This window comes from Brevibacterium sp. CBA3109, assembly GCF_040256645.1.
Lineage (GTDB): Bacteria > Actinomycetota > Actinomycetes > Actinomycetales > Brevibacteriaceae > Brevibacterium > Brevibacterium koreense.
The window spans coordinates 3,084,631-3,103,907 of the sequence record NZ_CP158281.1 but is presented as its reverse complement, the minus strand read 5'-3'; the positions used below and the strand labels follow the sequence as shown (position 1 = coordinate 3,103,907).

The 19,277-nt window shown below is 63.7% G+C and carries 14 protein-coding genes; all 14 read left to right on the top strand.

Features of this window, described 5'->3' with window-relative positions; translation table 11 throughout:
- The first annotated feature begins 1 nt into the window (after position 1).
- The 14 genes from AAFP32_RS14230 to AAFP32_RS14165 all read left to right on the top strand — a co-directional run bounded on the left by AAFP32_RS14230 (position 2) and on the right by AAFP32_RS14165 (position 19,254).
- Positions 2 to 1,138 carry a folate-binding protein gene (locus AAFP32_RS14230; protein ID WP_350269677.1) on the top strand — a complete coding sequence of 379 codons (1,137 nt, stop codon included), beginning with the start codon at positions 2 to 4 and terminating at the stop codon, positions 1,136 to 1,138.
- Between the two features lie 252 nt (positions 1,139 to 1,390).
- The gene (gene gabT / locus AAFP32_RS14225; RefSeq protein ID WP_350269676.1) at positions 1,391 to 2,755 is read left to right on the top strand and encodes a 4-aminobutyrate--2-oxoglutarate transaminase; all 1,365 of its coding nucleotides are present in this window, start codon (positions 1,391 to 1,393) and stop codon (positions 2,753 to 2,755) included.
- A 48-nt stretch (positions 2,756 to 2,803) separates the two neighbouring features.
- A complete protein-coding gene (locus AAFP32_RS14220) occupies positions 2,804 to 4,459 on the top strand; it encodes a helix-turn-helix domain-containing protein (RefSeq protein ID WP_350269675.1) in 1,656 nt (551 codons plus the stop codon).
- A gap of 250 nt (positions 4,460 to 4,709) precedes the next feature.
- Positions 4,710 to 6,170 carry a diaminopimelate decarboxylase gene (locus AAFP32_RS14215; RefSeq protein WP_350269674.1) on the top strand — a complete coding sequence of 487 codons (1,461 nt, stop codon included), beginning with the start codon at positions 4,710 to 4,712 and terminating at the stop codon, positions 6,168 to 6,170.
- Positions 6,171 to 6,391: 221 nt separating this feature from the next.
- On the top strand, positions 6,392 to 7,381 hold the full coding sequence (locus AAFP32_RS14210; RefSeq protein ID WP_350269673.1) for a TAXI family TRAP transporter solute-binding subunit: 990 nt from the start codon (positions 6,392 to 6,394) through the stop codon (positions 7,379 to 7,381).
- On the top strand, positions 7,378 to 9,450 hold the full coding sequence (locus AAFP32_RS14205; protein ID WP_350269672.1) for a TRAP transporter permease: 2,073 nt from the start codon (positions 7,378 to 7,380) through the stop codon (positions 9,448 to 9,450). The genes AAFP32_RS14210 and AAFP32_RS14205 overlap by 4 nt, the downstream gene beginning before the upstream one ends.
- A gap of 230 nt (positions 9,451 to 9,680) precedes the next feature.
- A complete protein-coding gene (locus tag AAFP32_RS14200; RefSeq protein ID WP_350269671.1) occupies positions 9,681 to 11,507 on the top strand; it encodes an ABC transporter substrate-binding protein in 1,827 nt (608 codons plus the stop codon).
- A gap of 98 nt (positions 11,508 to 11,605) precedes the next feature.
- Entirely contained in the window at positions 11,606 to 12,679 is a 1,074-nt protein-coding gene (locus AAFP32_RS14195; protein ID WP_350269670.1) for an ABC transporter permease, read from the top strand.
- A complete protein-coding gene (locus AAFP32_RS14190) occupies positions 12,679 to 13,590 on the top strand; it encodes an ABC transporter permease (RefSeq protein ID WP_101620040.1) in 912 nt (303 codons plus the stop codon). The genes AAFP32_RS14195 and AAFP32_RS14190 overlap by 1 nt, the downstream gene beginning before the upstream one ends.
- Positions 13,590 to 15,245 (top strand): ABC transporter ATP-binding protein, encoded by a 1,656-nt coding sequence (locus AAFP32_RS14185; protein WP_350269669.1) that lies wholly within the window; start codon positions 13,590 to 13,592, stop codon positions 15,243 to 15,245. Before AAFP32_RS14190 ends, AAFP32_RS14185 begins: the two co-directional genes overlap by 1 nt.
- The gene (locus tag AAFP32_RS14180) at positions 15,238 to 16,488 is read left to right on the top strand and encodes an LD-carboxypeptidase (RefSeq protein WP_350269668.1); all 1,251 of its coding nucleotides are present in this window, start codon (positions 15,238 to 15,240) and stop codon (positions 16,486 to 16,488) included. The genes AAFP32_RS14185 and AAFP32_RS14180 overlap by 8 nt, the downstream gene beginning before the upstream one ends.
- A 93-nt stretch (positions 16,489 to 16,581) precedes the next feature.
- Positions 16,582 to 17,418, top strand: coding sequence for a serine hydrolase (locus AAFP32_RS14175; protein ID WP_350269667.1), 837 nt, complete (start codon positions 16,582 to 16,584; stop codon positions 17,416 to 17,418).
- A 97-nt stretch (positions 17,419 to 17,515) separates the two neighbouring features.
- A complete protein-coding gene (locus tag AAFP32_RS14170) occupies positions 17,516 to 18,547 on the top strand; it encodes a dipeptidase (RefSeq protein ID WP_350269666.1) in 1,032 nt (343 codons plus the stop codon).
- Entirely contained in the window at positions 18,544 to 19,254 is a 711-nt protein-coding gene (locus tag AAFP32_RS14165) for a type 1 glutamine amidotransferase (protein WP_350269665.1), read from the top strand. Before AAFP32_RS14170 ends, AAFP32_RS14165 begins: the two co-directional genes overlap by 4 nt.
- Positions 19,255 to 19,277: the final 23 nt, after the last annotated feature.

The following is a 19,277-nucleotide window of genomic DNA, read 5'->3' as shown; positions in this document are numbered from 1 at the left end:
TATGACTGCCTCATCGCTGAGTCGCCCACTGAGCTCCACAGCGGTCTTCGGTGCCGACGAGCTGGCGCACACTCCCGCGCACTACGGTTCGCCGCTGCGCGAACAGCGGGCACTTCTTGAAAAGGGCGCCATCGTCGATCTGCCGCACCTGCGGATTCTGCGTATGACCGGAGCCGACCGTCTCACCTGGCTGAATTCCATCACTACGCAGAAGCTCGACACACTGGCGCCGGGAGTCTCCACCGAGACCCTGGTGCTTGACCCGAACGGTCGCATCGAAGGCTGGCTGAAGCTCGTCGACGACGGTGAGTCGCTCTGGGCGATCAGCGAGCTGCGCACCGACGAGACCCTTGAGTTCCTCCGCAAGATGGTCTTCATGATGCGGGTGAGCATCGAGGACGTCAGTGATGAGTTCCAATGCATCGGCGGCGTCGTGACGCTGCCCGACAGCCTGCCCGTGACCCAGCTGTACTCCGACCCCTGGCCGCATATCGGCACCGGTTCGGCCTCGTACGCGCAGGTTGATCTCGGCCTCGAGGTGGCAGGGGAGGACCACCCCGGACTCGAGACTCAGTTCGTCATCGGCATCGTCAGGCGTACGGACCTGCAGGCCACCTCGGCAAGCGAATTTCAGATGGCCGGATACGACGCCTGGGAAGCCGTGCGGATCGCCGCCTGGCGGCCGGGTGTCAACGAGATCGACCACAAGTCGCTCGTCGGCGAACTCGACCTGCTGCGGACCTCGGTGCACCTGGCCAAGGGCTGCTACCGCGGTCAGGAGGCCGTGGCCCGCGTACACAACCTGGGTCAGCCGCCTCGGCGCCTCGTCTTCGTCCACCTCGACGGATCCGGGCACATTCAGCCCGAGGCCGGTGCCGAGGTGCTCGCCGAGGTCCGCGGTTCAGAGCGGTCCGTGGGGCAGCTGACCTCGGTGGCTCTGCACTGGGAACTCGGGCCGATCGGTCTGGCCGTGGTCAAGCGCAATCTGGGTGCCGAGGCCGAACTCAGTTTCGATCTGGGCGATGACGCGCACCGCGTGGCCGGGGCCCAGGAGACGATCGTCGCGCCCGTGCGTGAACACGACATCGAACTTCCGGGACGCAACAAGGACACCGACATGCGGAATCAGCACCGCTGAATTTCTCCCTCAGCGGAATCGGTGTCGTAGCTCTCGTCGGCTGCAGATCCGTTCACCGGCCTCTGTGTCCGAAGCCACACCATCCGGCGTTCGACCGCCGCGATTTCAGGTATTCTGCGACGGCTACGTCGGCATTTGAGACCGCATCGGCGACGACGGATTTCGTATCTCTGCATTCCTCGACGGGTGCAATCTGCTCAGCCTGCGGACGGTAAGTGACAAGAACCGTCGTGAGGCCCTATTCTTCCCGTTATGACAGCTTTGGAAATTGGCGGCGAAGCTCTGCCGCAGGAACGTAAGATCGTCACCGAGATCCCCGGGCCGAAGTCCCGTGAGATCGAGGCGCGTCGCCAGTCGGCAGTGGCCCCGGGAGTCGGTTCCAGCCTCCCCGCCTATGTGGTGGCAGCCGGCGGCGGAATCCTCAAGGACGTCGATGGCAACCAGATCATCGACCTGGGAGCCGGCATCGCCGTGACGACGGCAGGCAACTCGAACCCACGAGTGGTCAAGGCCGCCACCGAGCAGCTTCAGTCCTTCACCCACACCTGCTTCATGGTCAACCCCTATGAGGGTTACGTCGAGGTCGCCGAGGCGCTCAACCGCCTGACCCCGGGCGATCACGAGAAGCGCTCCATTCTGCTCAACTCCGGCGCGGAGGCAGTCGAGAACGCCGTCAAGATCGCCCGTGCCCACACCGGCCGCGACGCCGTCGTCGTCTTCGACCACGCCTACCACGGCCGCACCAACCTGACCATGTCGATGACTGCGAAGGCCAACCCCTACAAGGCCGGCTTCGGTCCCTTCGCCGGTGAGGTCTACCGCGCACCCATGTCCTACCCGTTCCGCGACAACGACGCGGCCGGGACCAAGGTCAGCGGTGAGGAAGCGGCCAAGCGCGTCATCACCATGATCGAGAAGCAGATCGGCTCCGAGCATGTCGCTGCGATCGTCATCGAGCCCATTCAGGGTGAGGGCGGCTTCATCGTCCCGGCCGAGGGCTTCCTGCCTGCACTGGTCGAGTTCGCCAAGGACAAGGGCATCGTCTTCGTCGCCGACGAGGTCCAGGCCGGCTTCGCCCGCACGGGCAAGATGTTCGCCTCTGAGTGGGAAGAGATCGTCCCCGATATCATCACCACTGCCAAGGGCATCGCCGGCGGTCTGCCGCTTTCGGCCGTGACCGGTCGCGCGGAGATCATGGACTCGGTCGGACCGGGTCGCCTGGGCGGAACCTACGGCGGCAACCCAGTTGCCTGTGCGGCAGCGCTCGGCGCCATCGCCTCCTATGAGGAAGACGGACTCGTCGACAATGCCGCGCACATCGGCGAGATCGTCACCGATCGCCTCACCAAGCTGCAGGGCAAGTACCCAGAGGTCGGTGACGTCCGCGGCCGCGGCGCCATGATCGCTGCCGAGTTCGTCCAGCGCGACTCGATCGATCCGAACCCTGACCTGGTCAAGAAGATCGCGGACTACTGTGCGAAGAACGGTGTCCTCGTGCTCACCACGGGAACCTTCGGCAATATCCTGCGCTTCCTGCCACCGCTGACGATCTCCGACGAACTCCTCAACGACGCATTCGACGTCATCGAAGAGGCTGTCGCCGCTTCTGTCGGCTGAGCCGATTCGCTGCACTGAACCAGCGCTCGCGTTGACTACAGTGGGCCTATGAGCGAAACGAATGCCCTGCGCGTCTTCCGTCTGCTGCGGGAGACCGCAGGGTTTCTGCTTCCCCTGACTCAAACTGATGCTGACGTCGAGGTGACTCGCATCGAGTTCGACCTCGACCTCGACCTCCGAGGTTCCACTGCCGATCTCAATTCCCCTTCTGATCGTGCTGGAGCGGTCGTCCTCGTCACAGAAGCCGTGGATGGTCCGGTGAGGCTCAATGCGATCCGTGAGAGGTACTTCGGTGCCGCGGCCCTGATCGTTCCCCCGGGAACGCATACCCACCTCGGGCAGGGAGCAGATGCAGCAGCGTCGCCCATTCTGCTCGAGCGGTCCACAGGTGTGACATGGTCCGAGGTGCTGGTGCAACTGCGTCAGCTCAACGAGGGTGCATCGAGCGCTCTGGCCTGGCCCGATGTCGATGATCTCAGTGCACTGACTGCGGTCATCGCGGAGATGACAGGGGCCTCCATCACGATCGAGGATCCCGCCTCGCGTGTACTCGCGCACTCCAACCTCGGCGATGAGATCGACGATATTCGACGGGAGACGATCCTGTCCGGTGCGATTCCAGATTGGCGGATTGCCGAGCTTGAGGAGTCCGGGTTCCTCGACGTTGTCCGCCGCTCGACCGACGTCGTCGAGCGGTCTGCGGCGGGATCCACTCCTGCCCGTTCTGTCATCGCACTGCGCAGCGAGGGCGAGCTGCTCGGCACGATTTGGGCCGCCTACCCGGATTCGGTGGATCCCGCATCTCTGCGCGACGTCCTCCGGGATGCGGCCCGTGCCGCGATTCCCGTGATGCTGCGAACCCTGCGACGCTCCCCGTTCGAGAAGCGGATCCGTCGTGAGGCCCTCGGCTCGATCCTCGACGGCTCACCGGACTTGGGCCCGGCCGCGACCCTGCTCGCGCTGCCCTTCTCGGGGCACTACGCAACCCTGGCCTTCGCCGAGGTAGCCCCCGACCGTGAGCCTGTTCTCCGGTTCCATCTGCGGGCGGCCTTCGCCGATGCCGTCCTCGCCCACGACCCTGTGCACGGGCACCTGGCCGTGCTCGTGCACATGGCTGAGAGCCTCTCCGCAGTCGAGATCAAGACTCATGTCGCCTCGGCGCTGCATCGGTCTCTGCCTCCCACCGAATCGCTGAACTTCGGCGTCGGTGCAGCTGTCGAACGCCTCGATCATGTTCATCGATCATGGACCGAAGCGGTCTACGTCGTTGACGCCCTGCTGGCCCGGGAATCGAATGTCGTGGTGGGCGGCGATGGTCCATCCGGAGCGCATGCTGCGGGGCCGAGCGCTGGTCCCTCCGGCGAGCTGGTCCGCGGAGCAAGTGCAGAGGACGTCGCGGCCGAACTCGTCGGGCTCGAAGCCGCTGACGCGCTGCTGTCCGTGGGGCCTCGCATCACGGATCCCGCCCACGTCCTTGCCAACCATGATGAGAGACACCAAGGGCAGCTGCTCGAGACTCTGCGCGTGTACTTCGCGACTGTCGGCAACTCCGCGGAGGCCTCCCGCCGTCTGCATGTCCACACGAATTCGCTGCGGCATCGCCTCAACCGGATCGAGGAGATCACAGGACTGTCGACCGCGGAACGGGCCGGGCGCCTGTGGCTGGAGCTCGCGGTGCTCGTGTTCGATCGCGAACACCGCTGACTCAGCGGTGTCGCACCACCGCCAGCAGCAGGACCGCGGCTGCTGTGTATCTCAACGCTGACGCACCGTCGCCGTCTGATCAGCGACGTCGGAGATTCCCAACCGCTGTCGTGAGTGCTCAAGGGCCGTGCTGACCATGTGGGCCTTGTGGTGATCGTACAATCGCTTTCGGCCAAGATTGGCAGATTATTGTCCGTTCATCCTGGTGCCTGCGTCCTAGAGTGACACCACACCACTAACGAAGGACAGCATGCACAAGAGTCAGTCGGGGCCGTCGGCCCAGGTCAGCCGGGATCGCGTGATCAGGGCAGTAGCGAATAGTTCCGCGGGCGCGAACGGTCCAGGCGGACTGATTCCGACTCTCGATGACACGACGCCGGTGATCGGCCTCATCGACCTCGACCACATTGCCGGCGCCTACGAGCAGCTGACCTCGGCATTCGTCGGCGAGCACGAGGTCCTCCACGCTGTGGCATGTAAGGCTGTGCCGCTGAGGCCGCTGCTGAGCTTCTACGCCGAGGCGGGTGGCGGCTGTGAGGTCGCCAGCCCCGGTGAGCTCGAGCTGGCCCTCGCCGCGGGCTTCGCTCCAGAGGCCATCGTCTTCGACTCCCCGGCGAAGACCCTGACCGAGCTGCGCCGGGCTGTCGAACTCGGGGTGTCGATGAACATCGACAATTTCGATGAGCTCGAACGACTCGACGCACTCCTCGAAGGGCAGACCACCTCGGCGAGGGTGGGGATCCGGATCAATCCGCAATCGGGAACGGGGACGATCGGTGCGCTGTCCACTGCCACCCAGACCTCGAAGTTCGGCATCGGGCTGGCCGACCCTGGGGCTCGCGAGGCACTTATTGAGGCTTACCTGGCACGTCCCTGGCTCACCCAGATCCACGTGCACTCGGGCTCCCAGGGCGTCAGCCTTGACCAGGCCGCCGAAGGCGTCGCCGCGATCGTCGAGCTGGCGCAGGAGATCAACGCCCGCGCCGCAGTGTGGAATGCGACGTCATCCCAGGTGCACGGGTGGGACCGCCAGATCACGCGCATCGACATCGGCGGGGGACTGCCGGTGAACTTCGCCGGGGAGGACATCACCCCGACATTCGCCGAATACCGGGCTGTGCTCGAAGCCCACGTTCCCGAGTTGTTCGACTTCGACATCATCACAGAATTCGGACGTGCGCTTCTGGCCAAGGCCGGCACCATACTCACCCACGTCGAATACGCGAAGACCACAGGCGGCCGCCGCATCGCCATGACCCACGCCGGCGTCCAGGTCGCCACCCGCACGGCCTATGCGCCCGACGACTGGCCGCTGCGAATCCTCCCGTTCCACCCTGACGGCAGTCCCAAGACCGCCGAGGCGGTTCCCACCGATGTCGCCGGTCCTGCCTGCTTCGCCGGTGACCTCCTGGCCCGTGACCGCATGCTGCCGCGCCTCGACGCCGGCGACATCGTGGCCGTGCCCGACACCGGGGCCTACTACTTCTCCAACCCGTTCTCCTACAACCTGCTCCCGCGGGTGCCGATCTTCGGATACCGCACGGTGCCGAGCACCCCGGGCACGGGCAACGCGGGTGCGGGCGCCGCGACCGGCGAAGGTGACGCAGGAACGGGCGCCGACGCCGCCCCCGGCGTCCACGATGGGGAGGTCGAATTCTCGCTCATCCGGCGCGCTCAGAGTCTCGACGAGATCCTCGCCGAGGCGACCTAGGGCGACTAGGGGATGCCGCTGCCGAGCACTGCAGTTCGGTGAGCCGAGGGACCGGACCTGCAGGTGCAGGGATCCTGATACCGTTCGTCCAGTGGTGTTAACGATTCAGCAAACTTTCAGCTTGGGGCTTCGTGAGACGACGTTTTCCGCTTAGTCTCTACTGAAGGCGGTCGAGTAAAGAACAACTCGGCCTGGGACATCAAACCGGAAGAGTGGATCAGATGATGAATATCAGACGTATGACAGTTGCGGCTGTGGCAGCGCTCGCGCTGACGCTGTCGGCTTGCGGCTCGAGCGGCGGCAGTGACGGCGGCGACGATCAGACCACAAACGACCTGACCTTCGGCACGGGTGGCACCTCGGGAACCTACTATCCTCTCGGCGGAGAGCTCGCGACGATCTTCGAAGACAATGTCGACGGTCTCACCGTCAACTATGTGGAGTCCGGTGCCTCGGCTGAGAACCTCGGCAAGATCTACCAGGGTGAGTGGCAGCTGGGCTTCACGCAGAGCGATACTGCCAACAACGCGGTCAACGGTGAGCTCGAAGACCTCGACGGAACGAAGATCGACAATGCCGGTTGGATTGCCTCTCTCTATCCCGAGGCCGCCCATATCATCGTCCGCGAGGATTCCGGCATCAAGTCGGTCAAGGACCTCAAGGGCAAGAAGATCGCAGTCGGTGACGCAGGGTCCGGAACCCGCGCGATCTCTGACGCAATCCTCGATGCTGCCGGCATCGGCGAGTCGGACTACACCCCGGAGATCACGGACTTCGGTGCGTCGACCGATATGCTCGCAGACAAGCAGATCGACGCCACGATCTTCGTCGTCGGCACGCCTGTGGCCGGGCTGACGCAGCTGGCGGCGACCACCGACGTCAAGCTCCTCGGCCTCGACAAGGAAACGACATCGGCAATTGAAGAGGACAGCGGTGCCGAGTCCTACGACATCCCTGCTGACGCCTATGACTTCCTGAAGGAGGACGTGCCCACGGTGTCGGTCTTCGCCTCCTTGGTGGCCTCCACGGACCAGGTCAGCGAGGACACTGCCTACAATATGACCAAGGTGCTGTTCGAGAACTCCGACAAGGTCACTCTGGATGTCGGGAAACTGATCACCAAGGACACCGCAATGCTGGGCATCGGCGATGTGCCGCTGCATCCCGGAGCCCAGAAGTACTACGAAGAAGAGGGCATTGACCTGCCGTGAGTGAGCACCCGACACCGCCCCGGCCATCCGAGTCCTCGGCCGGGGCGGTCGCCGAGCAGACTGCGAAGGCGGAGCAGGCATCCGCCGAGGTCCTTCGCAAGGTAGACACCTCGAGTCGTTTCCGCACGAATCTCGGGTGGTGGGCGTGGGTGATCGGCGGCATCTGCATCGCCTTCACCTTGTACCACCTCTACGCAGCGCTGGAGCGTCCATTCAACACCTGGATGCACTCGTCCCTGCACCTTGCGGGCGCGACTGCCCTGATCTTCTTCCTCTACCCGGCCAGCAAGAGGCTGCTCGACGCACCAACCAGCGGAAACCGGGTTGCGGATGTCCTCATCGGTCGCGGCAAGGGGATCCCCTGGTACGACGTCCTTCTCGGGCTGGCAGCTCTCGCCTGCAATCTCTACGTGTTCTTCGACTACACGCGCCTGGTGAGCAACTCGGTGCAGATTCTCGGGTACTCAGACCTCGACTTCGTCGTGGCAGTACTCGGCGTGCTTCTCATCCTCGAAGCCACACGCCGATGCGTCGGTCTGCCGATTGTCATCATCGCCGGCGTCGCCCTTCTCTACGGTCTCTTCGGCAACTATCTCCCGGTGTTCAGACACTCGGGACAGAGCGTCGAAGATCTCGCCACGAACATGTTCCTGTCGAGCGGCGGTGGCATCTTCGGCACACCGATCCAAGTGTCGGCGAACTTCATCTTCCTGTTCCTGTTCTTCGCGGTGATGCTCGTCCATACGAACATCGGTCAGTTCTTCAATGATCTCGCTTTCCGACTGACCGGCAGGTTCACCGGCGGCCCGGCGAAGGCGGCCGTGGTGGCCTCGGGCCTGCAGGGCATGGTCTCGGGCTCATCGGTGGCGAACACGGTCGCCTCGGGGTCGTTCACTATTCCGCTGATGAAGAGGGCCGGGTTCAAACCCCATTTCGCCGCCGCAACCGAGGCCACGGCCTCGACCGGCGGCCAGCTCATGCCACCGATCATGGGCGCGGCGGCGTTCATCATGGCTCAGAACGTGCCCGACCTCGAATACAACGGGCTCATCGTCATCGCGATCATCCCCGCTCTCCTCTATTTCCTCGGAGCATTTCTCTCCATCCACTTCGAGGCAAAGACGACTGGCATCCTCGGAATGGCGAAGAGCAGCCTGCCCAACGGCATCGACCTGCTCAAGCGCTTGGATCTGCTGCTGCCCCTGGTCGTCATCATCCTCACACTGCTCTCCGGCATGTCGCCGATCCGAGCGGCCCTGTTCGGCATCGGCACCGGATTCATCCTCAGCTTCCTGCGCAAGGCCACCAGGCTTACGCCGCGAGCTTTCGTCGAGCTCCTCATCGGGGGCGCACGAACTGCGCTGCCAGTCATTGCAGCATGCGCGACTGCTGGGATCGTCGCAGGTACAGTCACAGTGACCGGCCTCGGCGGGCAGCTGGGCAAGGGACTCGTGGATCTGGCGGGCGGCAACTTCTTCATCGTTCTGTTCATGGTGATGATCGCTTGCCTGGTGCTTGGAATGGGGCTGCCCACGACAGCGAACTACGTGGTCACGGCCACCATCGCCGCCCCGATCCTGTACAACAACTTCGACGTTCCGCTCATTGCCGCGCACATGTTCGTGTTCTTCTTCGGCATTCTTGCCGATATCACACCTCCTGTCTGTCTGGCAGCCTATGCCGGTGCGGGCATCGCGGGGGCGAACCCGATGCGCGCAGGAGTCACCGCGCTGCGGATTGCCATCGCGGGCTTCCTCATCCCCTATGTCTTCATCTTGGAGCCGGCGCTTTTGCTGCAGGGAAGCTGGCAGGACACGGTGATCGCCCTGATCACGCTGATCGTCGGTATGGTCGGGGTCGCGGCGGGTATGGCGGGCTACTACTTCGGCTCGGCGAACGTCGTCGAACGAGTGCTGCTTGTCGCCGGCGGCATAGCCTTGGTCTACCCGAGCCTGTGGATCTCGGCGGCGGGCCTGATTGTGCTGATCATCATCGCAATCGAGCAGAAAATGCGAAAGGCGACCACCTCTGAGCAGATCGCTGCGGGTCTCGCGGAGCAGAAGGACTGACTCCGGGGCGGATCGCGGTGCTGACGGTTCGTCGTCGGCACCGCTTGCCGGGGTGAGACTGTGCATTTCTCACAGTCAATCATGTGCGACATTGTGAGGTGTTGTGTCATTAACGCCGACGATCAGCCGTAAAGTGAGGCAGGACACAATGATTTGTCACAAGGTGCAGTGTGCGCCGGTGATGATCGAGTGCCGCTGAAATCACGGCCATCTCGAAGCGAAGGACAACGATGCTCACGAATCACAAGCTGCGCAGGCGGCTGGGAACGTGCCTTGCCGGACTTGCGGCAATGGCTCTTGTCGGATCCATGGCAGCCGCACCAGCCCAAGCAGAGACCACAGAAGCCGCCGAGGATTCTAAGGTGCTCCGGATCGCCACGGACGGTTTCATCGATTCGTTCAACCCGTTCACCTCCTTCTACCTGCTGCCGACGAACTCGTTCCGGTACATGTACGAAAATCTCGTGAACAACAGTGCCGAAGACGCTCAGCCCACCGAGGGTCTCGCCACTGAATGGGACACCGATTCCGAGGGCAAGGTCTGGACGTACAAGATGCGTCCCGATATGAAGTGGTCCGATGATGAACCACTCACCTCCAAAGACGTCGCCTGGACCTACAACCAGATGATGGAGAAGGACGAACTGTCGGTGGCCAACGGAGGACTCGTCGAGAACTTCGACAAGGTAGAGGCACCCGATGACTCCACACTGGTCATCACGCTGAAGAATCCCCAGTCCAACAACCCCGGCCAGGAGATCCCGGTCGTGCCCGAGCATGTCTGGTCGAAGATCGACAAGCCCGGTGAGTTCAAGAACGACGAGAAGTCCGTGGGCTCGGGCCCGTTCCAGCTCGAGAGCTACGAGGCGAACAAGTCTGTCACTCTCAAGTCCAACCCGAACTTCTGGCGCGGCGAGCCCAAGGTCGATAAGATCCAGTACCGCTACTACACGAACTCCGATGCTCAGGTGCAGGCCATCCGCTCCGGCGAGGTCGACTTCATCACCGGACTGAGCCCGGAACAGTTCAAGGCCATCGAAGGCGCCGACAACGTCGAGACCAATGTCGGCAACGGGCGTCGTTTCCAGGGAATCTCCATCAACTCGGGAGTGGCCGATGCCAAGAACAACGAGTTCGGCACCGGCAACGAGGCGCTGAAGGATAAGAAGGTTCGTCAGGCCATCCGTGCTGGAATCGACATTGACACCCTGCGCGATCAGGTGCTGCAGGATTACGGTCAGCCGGCCACGAGCTTCATCCCCTCGGTCTACGAGAAGTGGGCACTGCCTGCCGACAACCCAGTGGTCTCCGGCTTCGACGTCGAGAAGGCGAAGAAGCTGCTCGACGAGGCTGGCTGGAAGGAAGGCTCCGACGGCATTCGCGAGAAGGACGGTGAAAAGCTCGAGCTGCGCTTCCTCACAGATGCCGACGCCACGACCGAACAGAACACGGCGAAGTTCCTCAAACCGTGGATGAAAGACATCGGCATCATGCTCAAGAACGAAGCCAGCGATGTCGACACCGTCTCGGAGCGGACCACCAAGGGCGACTACGACATGTACTTCTCCGGCTGGTCGATCAACCCGGATCCTGATTACCAACTCGGCATCAACACCTGCGACAGCCGTCCAGACGCCGACGGCAACGGCGGCACCTCGCAGGATGGCTACTGCAGCAAGGACTTCGACAAGCTGTACGAGCAGCAGCACGTCGAACTCGATGAGAAGAAGCGCGTGGACCTCGTGCATCAGGCTTTGGCCCAGCACTACGAGGACACAGCTTCGATCACGCTGTGGTATCCGAGCCAGCTCGAGGCCTTCCGCTCCGATCGATTCACCGGCTTCACCAAACAGCCCACTGACGGCGGCATCATTGCCAACCAGGTCGGCTACTGGGGATACAGCTCGGTCGAGCCCGTCAGCGCGGAGGACGCTTCCGGCGACGGTGGCGGCTTGGGCGCCGGCGGCTGGATCGGCATCGCTGCCGCAGCCATCGTGGTCATCGGCGGAGGCGGCTTCCTGATCAGCCGTCGCAAGAAATCCGACGATCGCGAATAGTCCCAGCCCCAGAACCATCGTCCCGAGCGTCGTGACCACGGTGCTCGGGACGATGGTCCTGCACCACCTGCTTCCCCAGCGAGACCAGGAGTTCTCCAGTGACAACACCGACACACGATCTCCCCACCCCTGCCGGTGGCCCTGACCCAGGAGGCTCCGATGGCCAAACCGGTCGCGATATGGACGAGCCGCCGAAGGGCGGATCCTTCCTCGGTTACCTCCTGCGCAAACTCGGCGGCGCCCTGACCTCGATGGTTCTCGTCATCGTCCTCGGCTTCTTCGCCTTCCGGATGCTGCCCGGCGACCCCGTTCTCAAGATCGCCAAGGAACGGCCAATGAGCCCGGCACAGATCGCTGAGCTGCGCAGCCAGTACGGTCTCGACAAGCCGGTGATCGTCCAATTCTGGGACTATCTGGTCGGTATCTTCAGCGGCGACTTCGGCGAGAGCTATGTCTACCGCAAACCCGTTTCCGCGCTCATCGTCGAATACCTGGGACCCACGCTCCTGCTCACGGCCACCGCGGCCGTCATCGCGATCACGCTGGGCCTGTGGCTGGGCCAGCTCTCGGCCTGGCGCCGCAATTCGCTCTTCGACAAGATCGCCTCCTCGACCTCGCTCGTGTTCTGGTCGGTGCCCACCTTCTGGCTGGGCCTCATCCTCCTCATGATCTTCGGCGGCACCCTGCAGTGGCTGCCCACCGGCGGCATGATCACACCTGGGCTGAACCCTTGGTCATTCGCCGGCATCATCGACGTCATCAAGCACCTCATCCTTCCGGTCATTACGATGGTTGCTGTCGTCTATGCGCAGTTCCTCATGGTCATGCGCGCCTCGCTGATCGAAGAGATGAGTGAGGACTACCTGACCACTGCCCGAGCCAAGGGCCTGACCGAGGACGAAGTGCGCAAGAACCACGCGGTGCCCAACGCGCTGCTGCCCACGGTCACCGTCGTGTTCATGCACATCGGTGGGCTCATCGCCGGTGCCGTCACCGTCGAGGCCGTATTCTCCTGGCCCGGTCTGGGCAAGCTCACATTCGAAGCGATCAGCGGACCCGACCTGCCGCTGCTGCAGGGCACCTTCGTCGTGTTCTCGGCCATCATCATCGTCATGAACCTGGCGGCGGACATCGTCTACCGCTTTCTGGATCCACGAGTCAGGAGGGCATGATGAGCGATAGAACTCCCATCATCGACGGGGCCAAGCTCGTCCGCGAACGCCGACTGAACAATGCCAAGAAGAACTGGTCCCTGTTCCGCTCCGACATTCCTGCGATGGCCGGCGCGATCGTGCTCGTCTTCTTCATCCTCATCGCGATCTTCGCCCCACTCATCGCACCCGCGTCGATGCTCGACGTGACGAAGCAGCTCGACGTGCCCCGCTACGCCCCGCCGAGCCTCGCCCATCCGCTGGGCACCGACGATCTGGGACGCGAACTCTGGATCCGCATCCTCTGGGGAGCCCGGGTGTCCATCCTCGTCGGCGTCGCCGCCACGGTCATGTCAATGGTCATCGGCACCGTCATGGGTCTCGCAGCCGGACACTTCTCCGGGATCTTCGGTGCGATCGTCATGCGCATCATCGACTTCTTCATCGTCCTGCCCTCCCTGCTGCTGGCGATCGTCTTGTCCTCGGTCCTCGAACGCGGAGTCTTCACGATCGTCGTCGCCATCGGGCTGACCTCGTGGGCATCGACGGCGCGCATCGTGCGCTCCCAGACCTTGAGCGTGGAGTCCCGGCTCTACATCGAAAGGGCGCGCATCCTCGGCGCCGGACATCGCCACATCCTGTTCAAGCACATGCTGCCGGCAGTGATGCCGCTGGTGTTGGCGAACACGACCCTGACGGTCGGCAGTGCGATCATCGCCGAGTCGACCCTGTCGTTCTTAGGCTTGGGGGATACGAGCAAGGAGTCGTGGGGAACGATTCTGAAGAACTCGATGGACATCTCCGCCGCGACCTCGGGCTACTGGTGGTATGTGCTCACACCCGGAATCGCGATCCTGCTCGTGGTGCTCGCCTTCACGATGGTCGGACGCGCGTTCGAAGCCATCATCAATCCAGCCCTGAGGAGCCGCTGATGACCGACCTCAGCTTTGACAAGGTCTCGATCACCTACCGCTCGGGCTCGGCCCGTGGCGACGTCACCGCCGTCAGCGACATCAGTCTCGACCTGCCCACCGGAGCCACCCTCGGCATTGCTGGGGAGTCCGGATCGGGCAAGTCCACGCTGATCATGTCGGTGCTGCGCCTGCTGCCCAAGTCCGCGCAGATCGACGGGCAGGTGAGCCTCGGCGGGAAGGACATCAATGATCTCAGCTTCGGCGAGATCCGGGCAGTGCGCTGGGCGCAGGCCTCGATCATCTTCCAAGGCGCACTGCACTCGCTCAACCCGGTCCGCGAGGTGGGTGGACAGATCATCGAGGCACTCGTTCACCATGCGAAGAGCACATGGACGAGCCCAGCCAAACGACGAGATCGGATGTTCGAACTGCTCGAAGAGGTCGATCTCGATAAGAGCAAGGCCGTGGCGTATCCGCATGAGCTCTCCGGAGGGCAGAAGCAGCGCATCATGATCGCTATGGCGCTGGCTTGTGAACCGGACATCATCATCGCCGACGAACCGACCACCGCCCTCGACGTCATTGTGCAGAAGCAGATCCTCGAAGGTCTGGCCAGGCTCGTGGACGAGCGTGGAATCTCTCTGCTGATGATCAGCCACGACCTTGCAGTGCTCTCCGCTGTGTGTGAGAACCTCGCAATCATGCGCTACGGCAAGCTCGTCGAATACGGCCCCAGCGACCAGGTCTGCCTGGATCCCACTGAGGATTACACGAAGCAGCTGGCCGGTGCATTCCCGCAGATCGGGGACGCCGAGTCACGTATGAATCCGCGAACCCTCAAACCCGCCGAGGTGCGCCGGGCCCAGCCGTTCACCAAGACCGACGAGGTGGTCCTCGAGGCCAAGAACCTCAACGTCTCCTTCGACACCCGACAGGGCAGGGAGCGGGCCGTGCGTGACGTCGATCTGGCGCTGCACAAGGCGGAGATCCTCGCCGTCGTCGGCCAGTCCGGGTCGGGGAAGACCACGCTGGCCAGGTCCCTGCTCGGTCTGCAGGAAGTAGATCCGGGCTCGCAGATGGAGTTTGCCGGCCAGGCGCTGCCGAGAAGGGCGAAGGCGCTGCGGACCTTCCGCCGGCAGGTGCAGATGATCCTCCAGGACCCCTCGGGTTCGCTCAACCCGAAGCGCAGCGTCTACGAGGCAGTGGTCGAGGGGCTGCGCGTGCAGAAGATCACCGACAACGAATATGCCCGCGTCATCGGCGCTCTCGAGGCCGCCGAGCTGACGCCGGCTGCCGACTACCTCGAGTCGATTCCGCAGGAGCTCTCCGGCGGACAGCGACAGAGAGTCGTCATCGCCGGAGCGCTCGCCCTCGACCCACAGGTGCTCATCGCCGATGAGCCGGTCGCCTCCCTCGACGCCTCTGTGCGCGGAGAGATCCTGTCGCTGTTCCTGGCGCTGAAGAAGAACCTGGGCATGAGCGCCCTGATCATCACACACGACCTCGGCCTGGCCTGGAACATCGCCGATACTGTGGCCGTGATGAAGAAGGGTGAGATCGTCGAATACGGCGATGTCGATACCGTGTTGGCGAACCCGCAGCACGCATACACGCAGGAACTCCTCGCCGCAGTTCCCCGATTGGGAAGTCAGAGCCTGATCAAGCATGAATAGCCCGTACCTGGCCGCCTCCGCACGCAGCACACCAAGGTCCGAAGGCGTCAGCCCGTACCTCGACACTGCGCCGCTGCAGGCCGGCGACACCGTCCGCCTCATCGCGCCCTCGGGGCCCACAGACGAGGAGTCTCTGCTCCGGGCGATCGCGCAGCTCGAATCCTGGGGGCTGCGCGTGGTCCTCGGGGACAATGTGCGTGCTCATCATCCGCGTGTGAAGTACCTGGCAGGCACCGACGAGCAGCGTAGAGCCGACCTCGTCAATGCCTGGTGCGACGATTCCGCCGCGGCAGTCATTGCTCTGCGCGGCGGATTCGGGGCGATGCGGCTGCTCGACGGAATCGACTTCGACCTCATGCGCCGGCACGCTCTGCGACCCGACGGGCGGCCCAAGCTGCTCACCGGCTCCTCAGACATCACGGCCCTCCACCAGGCCTGGGACCATCATCTGTCAGTGGCGACGCTGTTCTGCCCGATGGTCGGCAACGATCCGTTCAAGAACTCCACGGTCGTCCCCGCCGAGGTGGCCGACTGGCTGTTCGAACCCTGGGGTGGCCGCGAACTCGGGTTCCCCGCGAGCAAGGACCACGCGGCCGAGGACGCGGCGGGTGAGAACGCGGCCGCGGCCGAGGACGCGGCGGGTGAGAACCCCGCCGCCGACGAGGGCGGCGCAGGTGAGAACGCGGCGGGTGAGAACTCCGCCGCCGAGAAATGGAAAGAATGGGCCGAAAGTACGGGGTCGAATCAGACCAAAACTTCCGCAACTGCGCAGGCTGGCCCGAGCCCGGCCGCTCGTCGTCCCTTCAGCAGGGCGCGGACGTTGGTTCCGGGCACGGCAAAGGGCCGCCTCGGCGGGGGAAATCTCAGTCTGGTCGCGGCCGGGATGGGAAGTCCGGAGCTGTCCGGGGTCCGTGAGCTGCGTGAACGCAGCGGGCCCTCGATCCTCATGCTCGAGGACGTCGACGAGGAGCTCTACAGGCTCGACAACCTGCTCGTCCAGCTGGTCCGCGGCGGCTGGTTCGACTCGGCGGACGCGGTGGTGCTGGGATCCTGGCAGGACTGCGCTGAGATCAACGAGGTCGAGGCACTGTTCATGGACTACCTCAGTGAGACGGGCATTCCGATCGTGAGCGAGATGGGCTTCGGGCATGACCCGGATGCGCCGAGCACGCCGCTGGGAGTCGCCGTCACGCTCGAGGCTCCTGCGCAGGGCAGACCTCGGATGTGGGTGGACGAGGCGTGATCTCGGATAATGGCCCAGCCGCAGCTGTGGGTGGACGGGGCGTGAGAGGACTGTGATGCTGGGAGACGTCGATGGAGAAGAGGGATTCGCACGATGACACAGGACATGAACATGGGGACAACGTCGAACATGGGTGACGTGGACTTCGACCGACTGCCGGGAGTGCGCTTCAGCGCCCTGGCCTTCGATATCGACAGCGGTGAACGCGTGTTCGCCCACAACGTGAACGACGAACTCGACACCGCCAGCATGGGCAAGGTGTTCCTCCTGCACACGGCCCTGCAGATGCACGTGGGCGGCACCCTCAACCTGTCAGAGCGCCTGTCGCGGCGGCCCTCGGAGCGAGTCGACGAATCCGGCATCTGGTACCTCATGGAGCAGGACGATCTGAGCGTCTATGACGTAGCCGTGCTCGTCGGAGCATTCAGCGACAACTTCGCGACCAATGTGCTCATCCGCCGCGTCGGCCTCGAGAACGTCGCCCGTCAGGTTCAGGATCTGGGATATCGCAACTCTGGCCTCCACGACTTCCTCCGCTGGCCTCGACCGGCGAAGTCGCCGCGCACCCTGTCGACGGGCACCGCGGCCGAGTTCAGCGACTTCATGGCCCGGCACGCGAAGGACGAGTTCTGGGACGAGTCGACGAACGAGATCTTCCGCCGCTGGTTGGGAGCCGGCGCGGACACCTCGATGGTCGCCTCGGCGTTCGACCTCGATCCACTGGCCCACTACAACTATCAGCGTGACGTGTGGGTCTGGAACAAGACGGGCACGAACGGGACGATTCGGGCCGATGCCGGAATCGCGATGACACCGACGCGGCGTGTCGCCTACGCGGTGTTCGCGAACTGGGAGAAGGACACTGACCGGGTCGTCGATGTGATGCCGATCATGCGCGAAGCCGGCGACGCCATCCACCGATTCCTCTGACCAGACTGCACGCCTCTGACCAGACCGCAGAACCACCTCGGCGACACAGACACTTTCGACACTCTCGACACTCTCGACACTCTGCAAAGGACACTCCATGACATACGACGTCTTCGACGGGCACAACGACCTCGCCTGGTACCTGCGCGAGGAACGCGACTACAGCGTTGACGGACTCAACGACCCCGACGTCTCGCCCTTCACCACGATGGATCAGCTGCGCGATGGCAGCGTCGCCGCCCAGTACTGGTCGGTCTACGTCCACTCCTCGATCACGGGTGCCGACGCGATCAAGGCGACCTGGGAGCAGATCGACGCAGTTCAACGTGTCGTCACCGCCTACCCGCAGCGACTCCAGTTCGCACGCACCGCCGCCGAGGTGGTCGCCTCCAGAGAGGCGGGAAAGGTGGCCTCGCTCATGGGCGTCGAAGGCGGGCAGCAGATCGACGAATCACTGGCCGTGCTCCGCTCGTATGCGCGGGCCGGGGCCCGGTACATGACCCTGACCTGGTCGACGACGCACTCGTGGGCCGACTCAGCCACGGACGAACCGCAGCATGGGGGCTTAAGCGAATTCGGCCGCGAAGTCGTTGCGGAGATGAACCGGATCGGCATGATCGTCGACCTCTCACACGTCGCACCCAGCGTCATGGGCCAGTCGCTGGACATATCGACCCTGCCGGTGATCTTCAGCCACTCGTGCGCCTTCGGGCTCAACCCGCATCCGCGCAACATCCCCGATGACATCCTCGATCGGGTGCCCGGCAACGGAGGAGTGGCGATGATGACCTTCGTGCCCTCATTCGTGTCGAATGCTCGACGCGAATGGGTGGAGGCAGGCGAGAACGGCACCGCACCCGAGGTGAGAGTGGCCGATGTCGCCGACCACTGCGACTACGTACGCGAGCGGATCGGAATCGACCACATCGGGCTCGGCGGGGACATCTGCGGTGTTGACGAACTGCCGGCCGGCCTCGGCGACGCCGGTCAGTACCCTGCCCTTTTCGATGAGTTGGCCAGTCGCGGTTGGTCGGATTCCGACCTGCGCAAGCTCGGCTTCGACAACGCGATGAGGGTCCTCGATGCACACGAAGACGCGTACACGCGTTTCCTGGGGGCATCATCATGACTCGGCTCCTCGTCATCGTCAACCACATAGAATCCCAGCCGGGGCTGCTCACGCAGTGGATGATCAGCGAGAACGTCGAGTTCGATCTGCGCATCGGCGGAGTTTCCCGACTGCCGGAACCCAGTGACCTGAACGACTATGACGGGCTGATCATGCTCGGCGGCGGGTATATGCCTGATGAGACTGATCGGGCGCCCTGGCTGGAAGCCGAGGCACGGCTGTCACGGCACGCGCTGGCGACAGATCTGCCGCAGTTCGGCATCTGCCTGGGCGGACAGCTCATCGCCCACGTCATCGGCGGGGATGTGCGGGCGCAAACCGGTGCACCGGAGAAGGGGTACACCTGGATCGATATGACCGAAGATGCGGCGCAGGATCCGGTGTTCTCCGCGATCGGGACTCGCGCGGCCTTCGTCGAGAGTCATGTCGATCGCATCGTCGATCTGCCGCCCGAGGCAACCTTGCTGGCGACCAGTACCGCCTGTCGGTTCCAGGCATTTCGGGTCGGCAATGCGTGGGGCACACAGTTCCATCCCGAGTCGACAGGGCAGAATATACGCAACTGGGACGCGAAAAAACTGCAAGAATTGGGTTTTGACAAGGACACGCTCCTCAACCAGGCCGAGGAGCGAGGCGAGGACAGTCGTCGGGACGCGAAGGCGCTCTTGACAGCCTTCCTCAACGTGGTCCGCAACAGGCACCAGTGATCGCAAGGCTGCGATCACGGGCG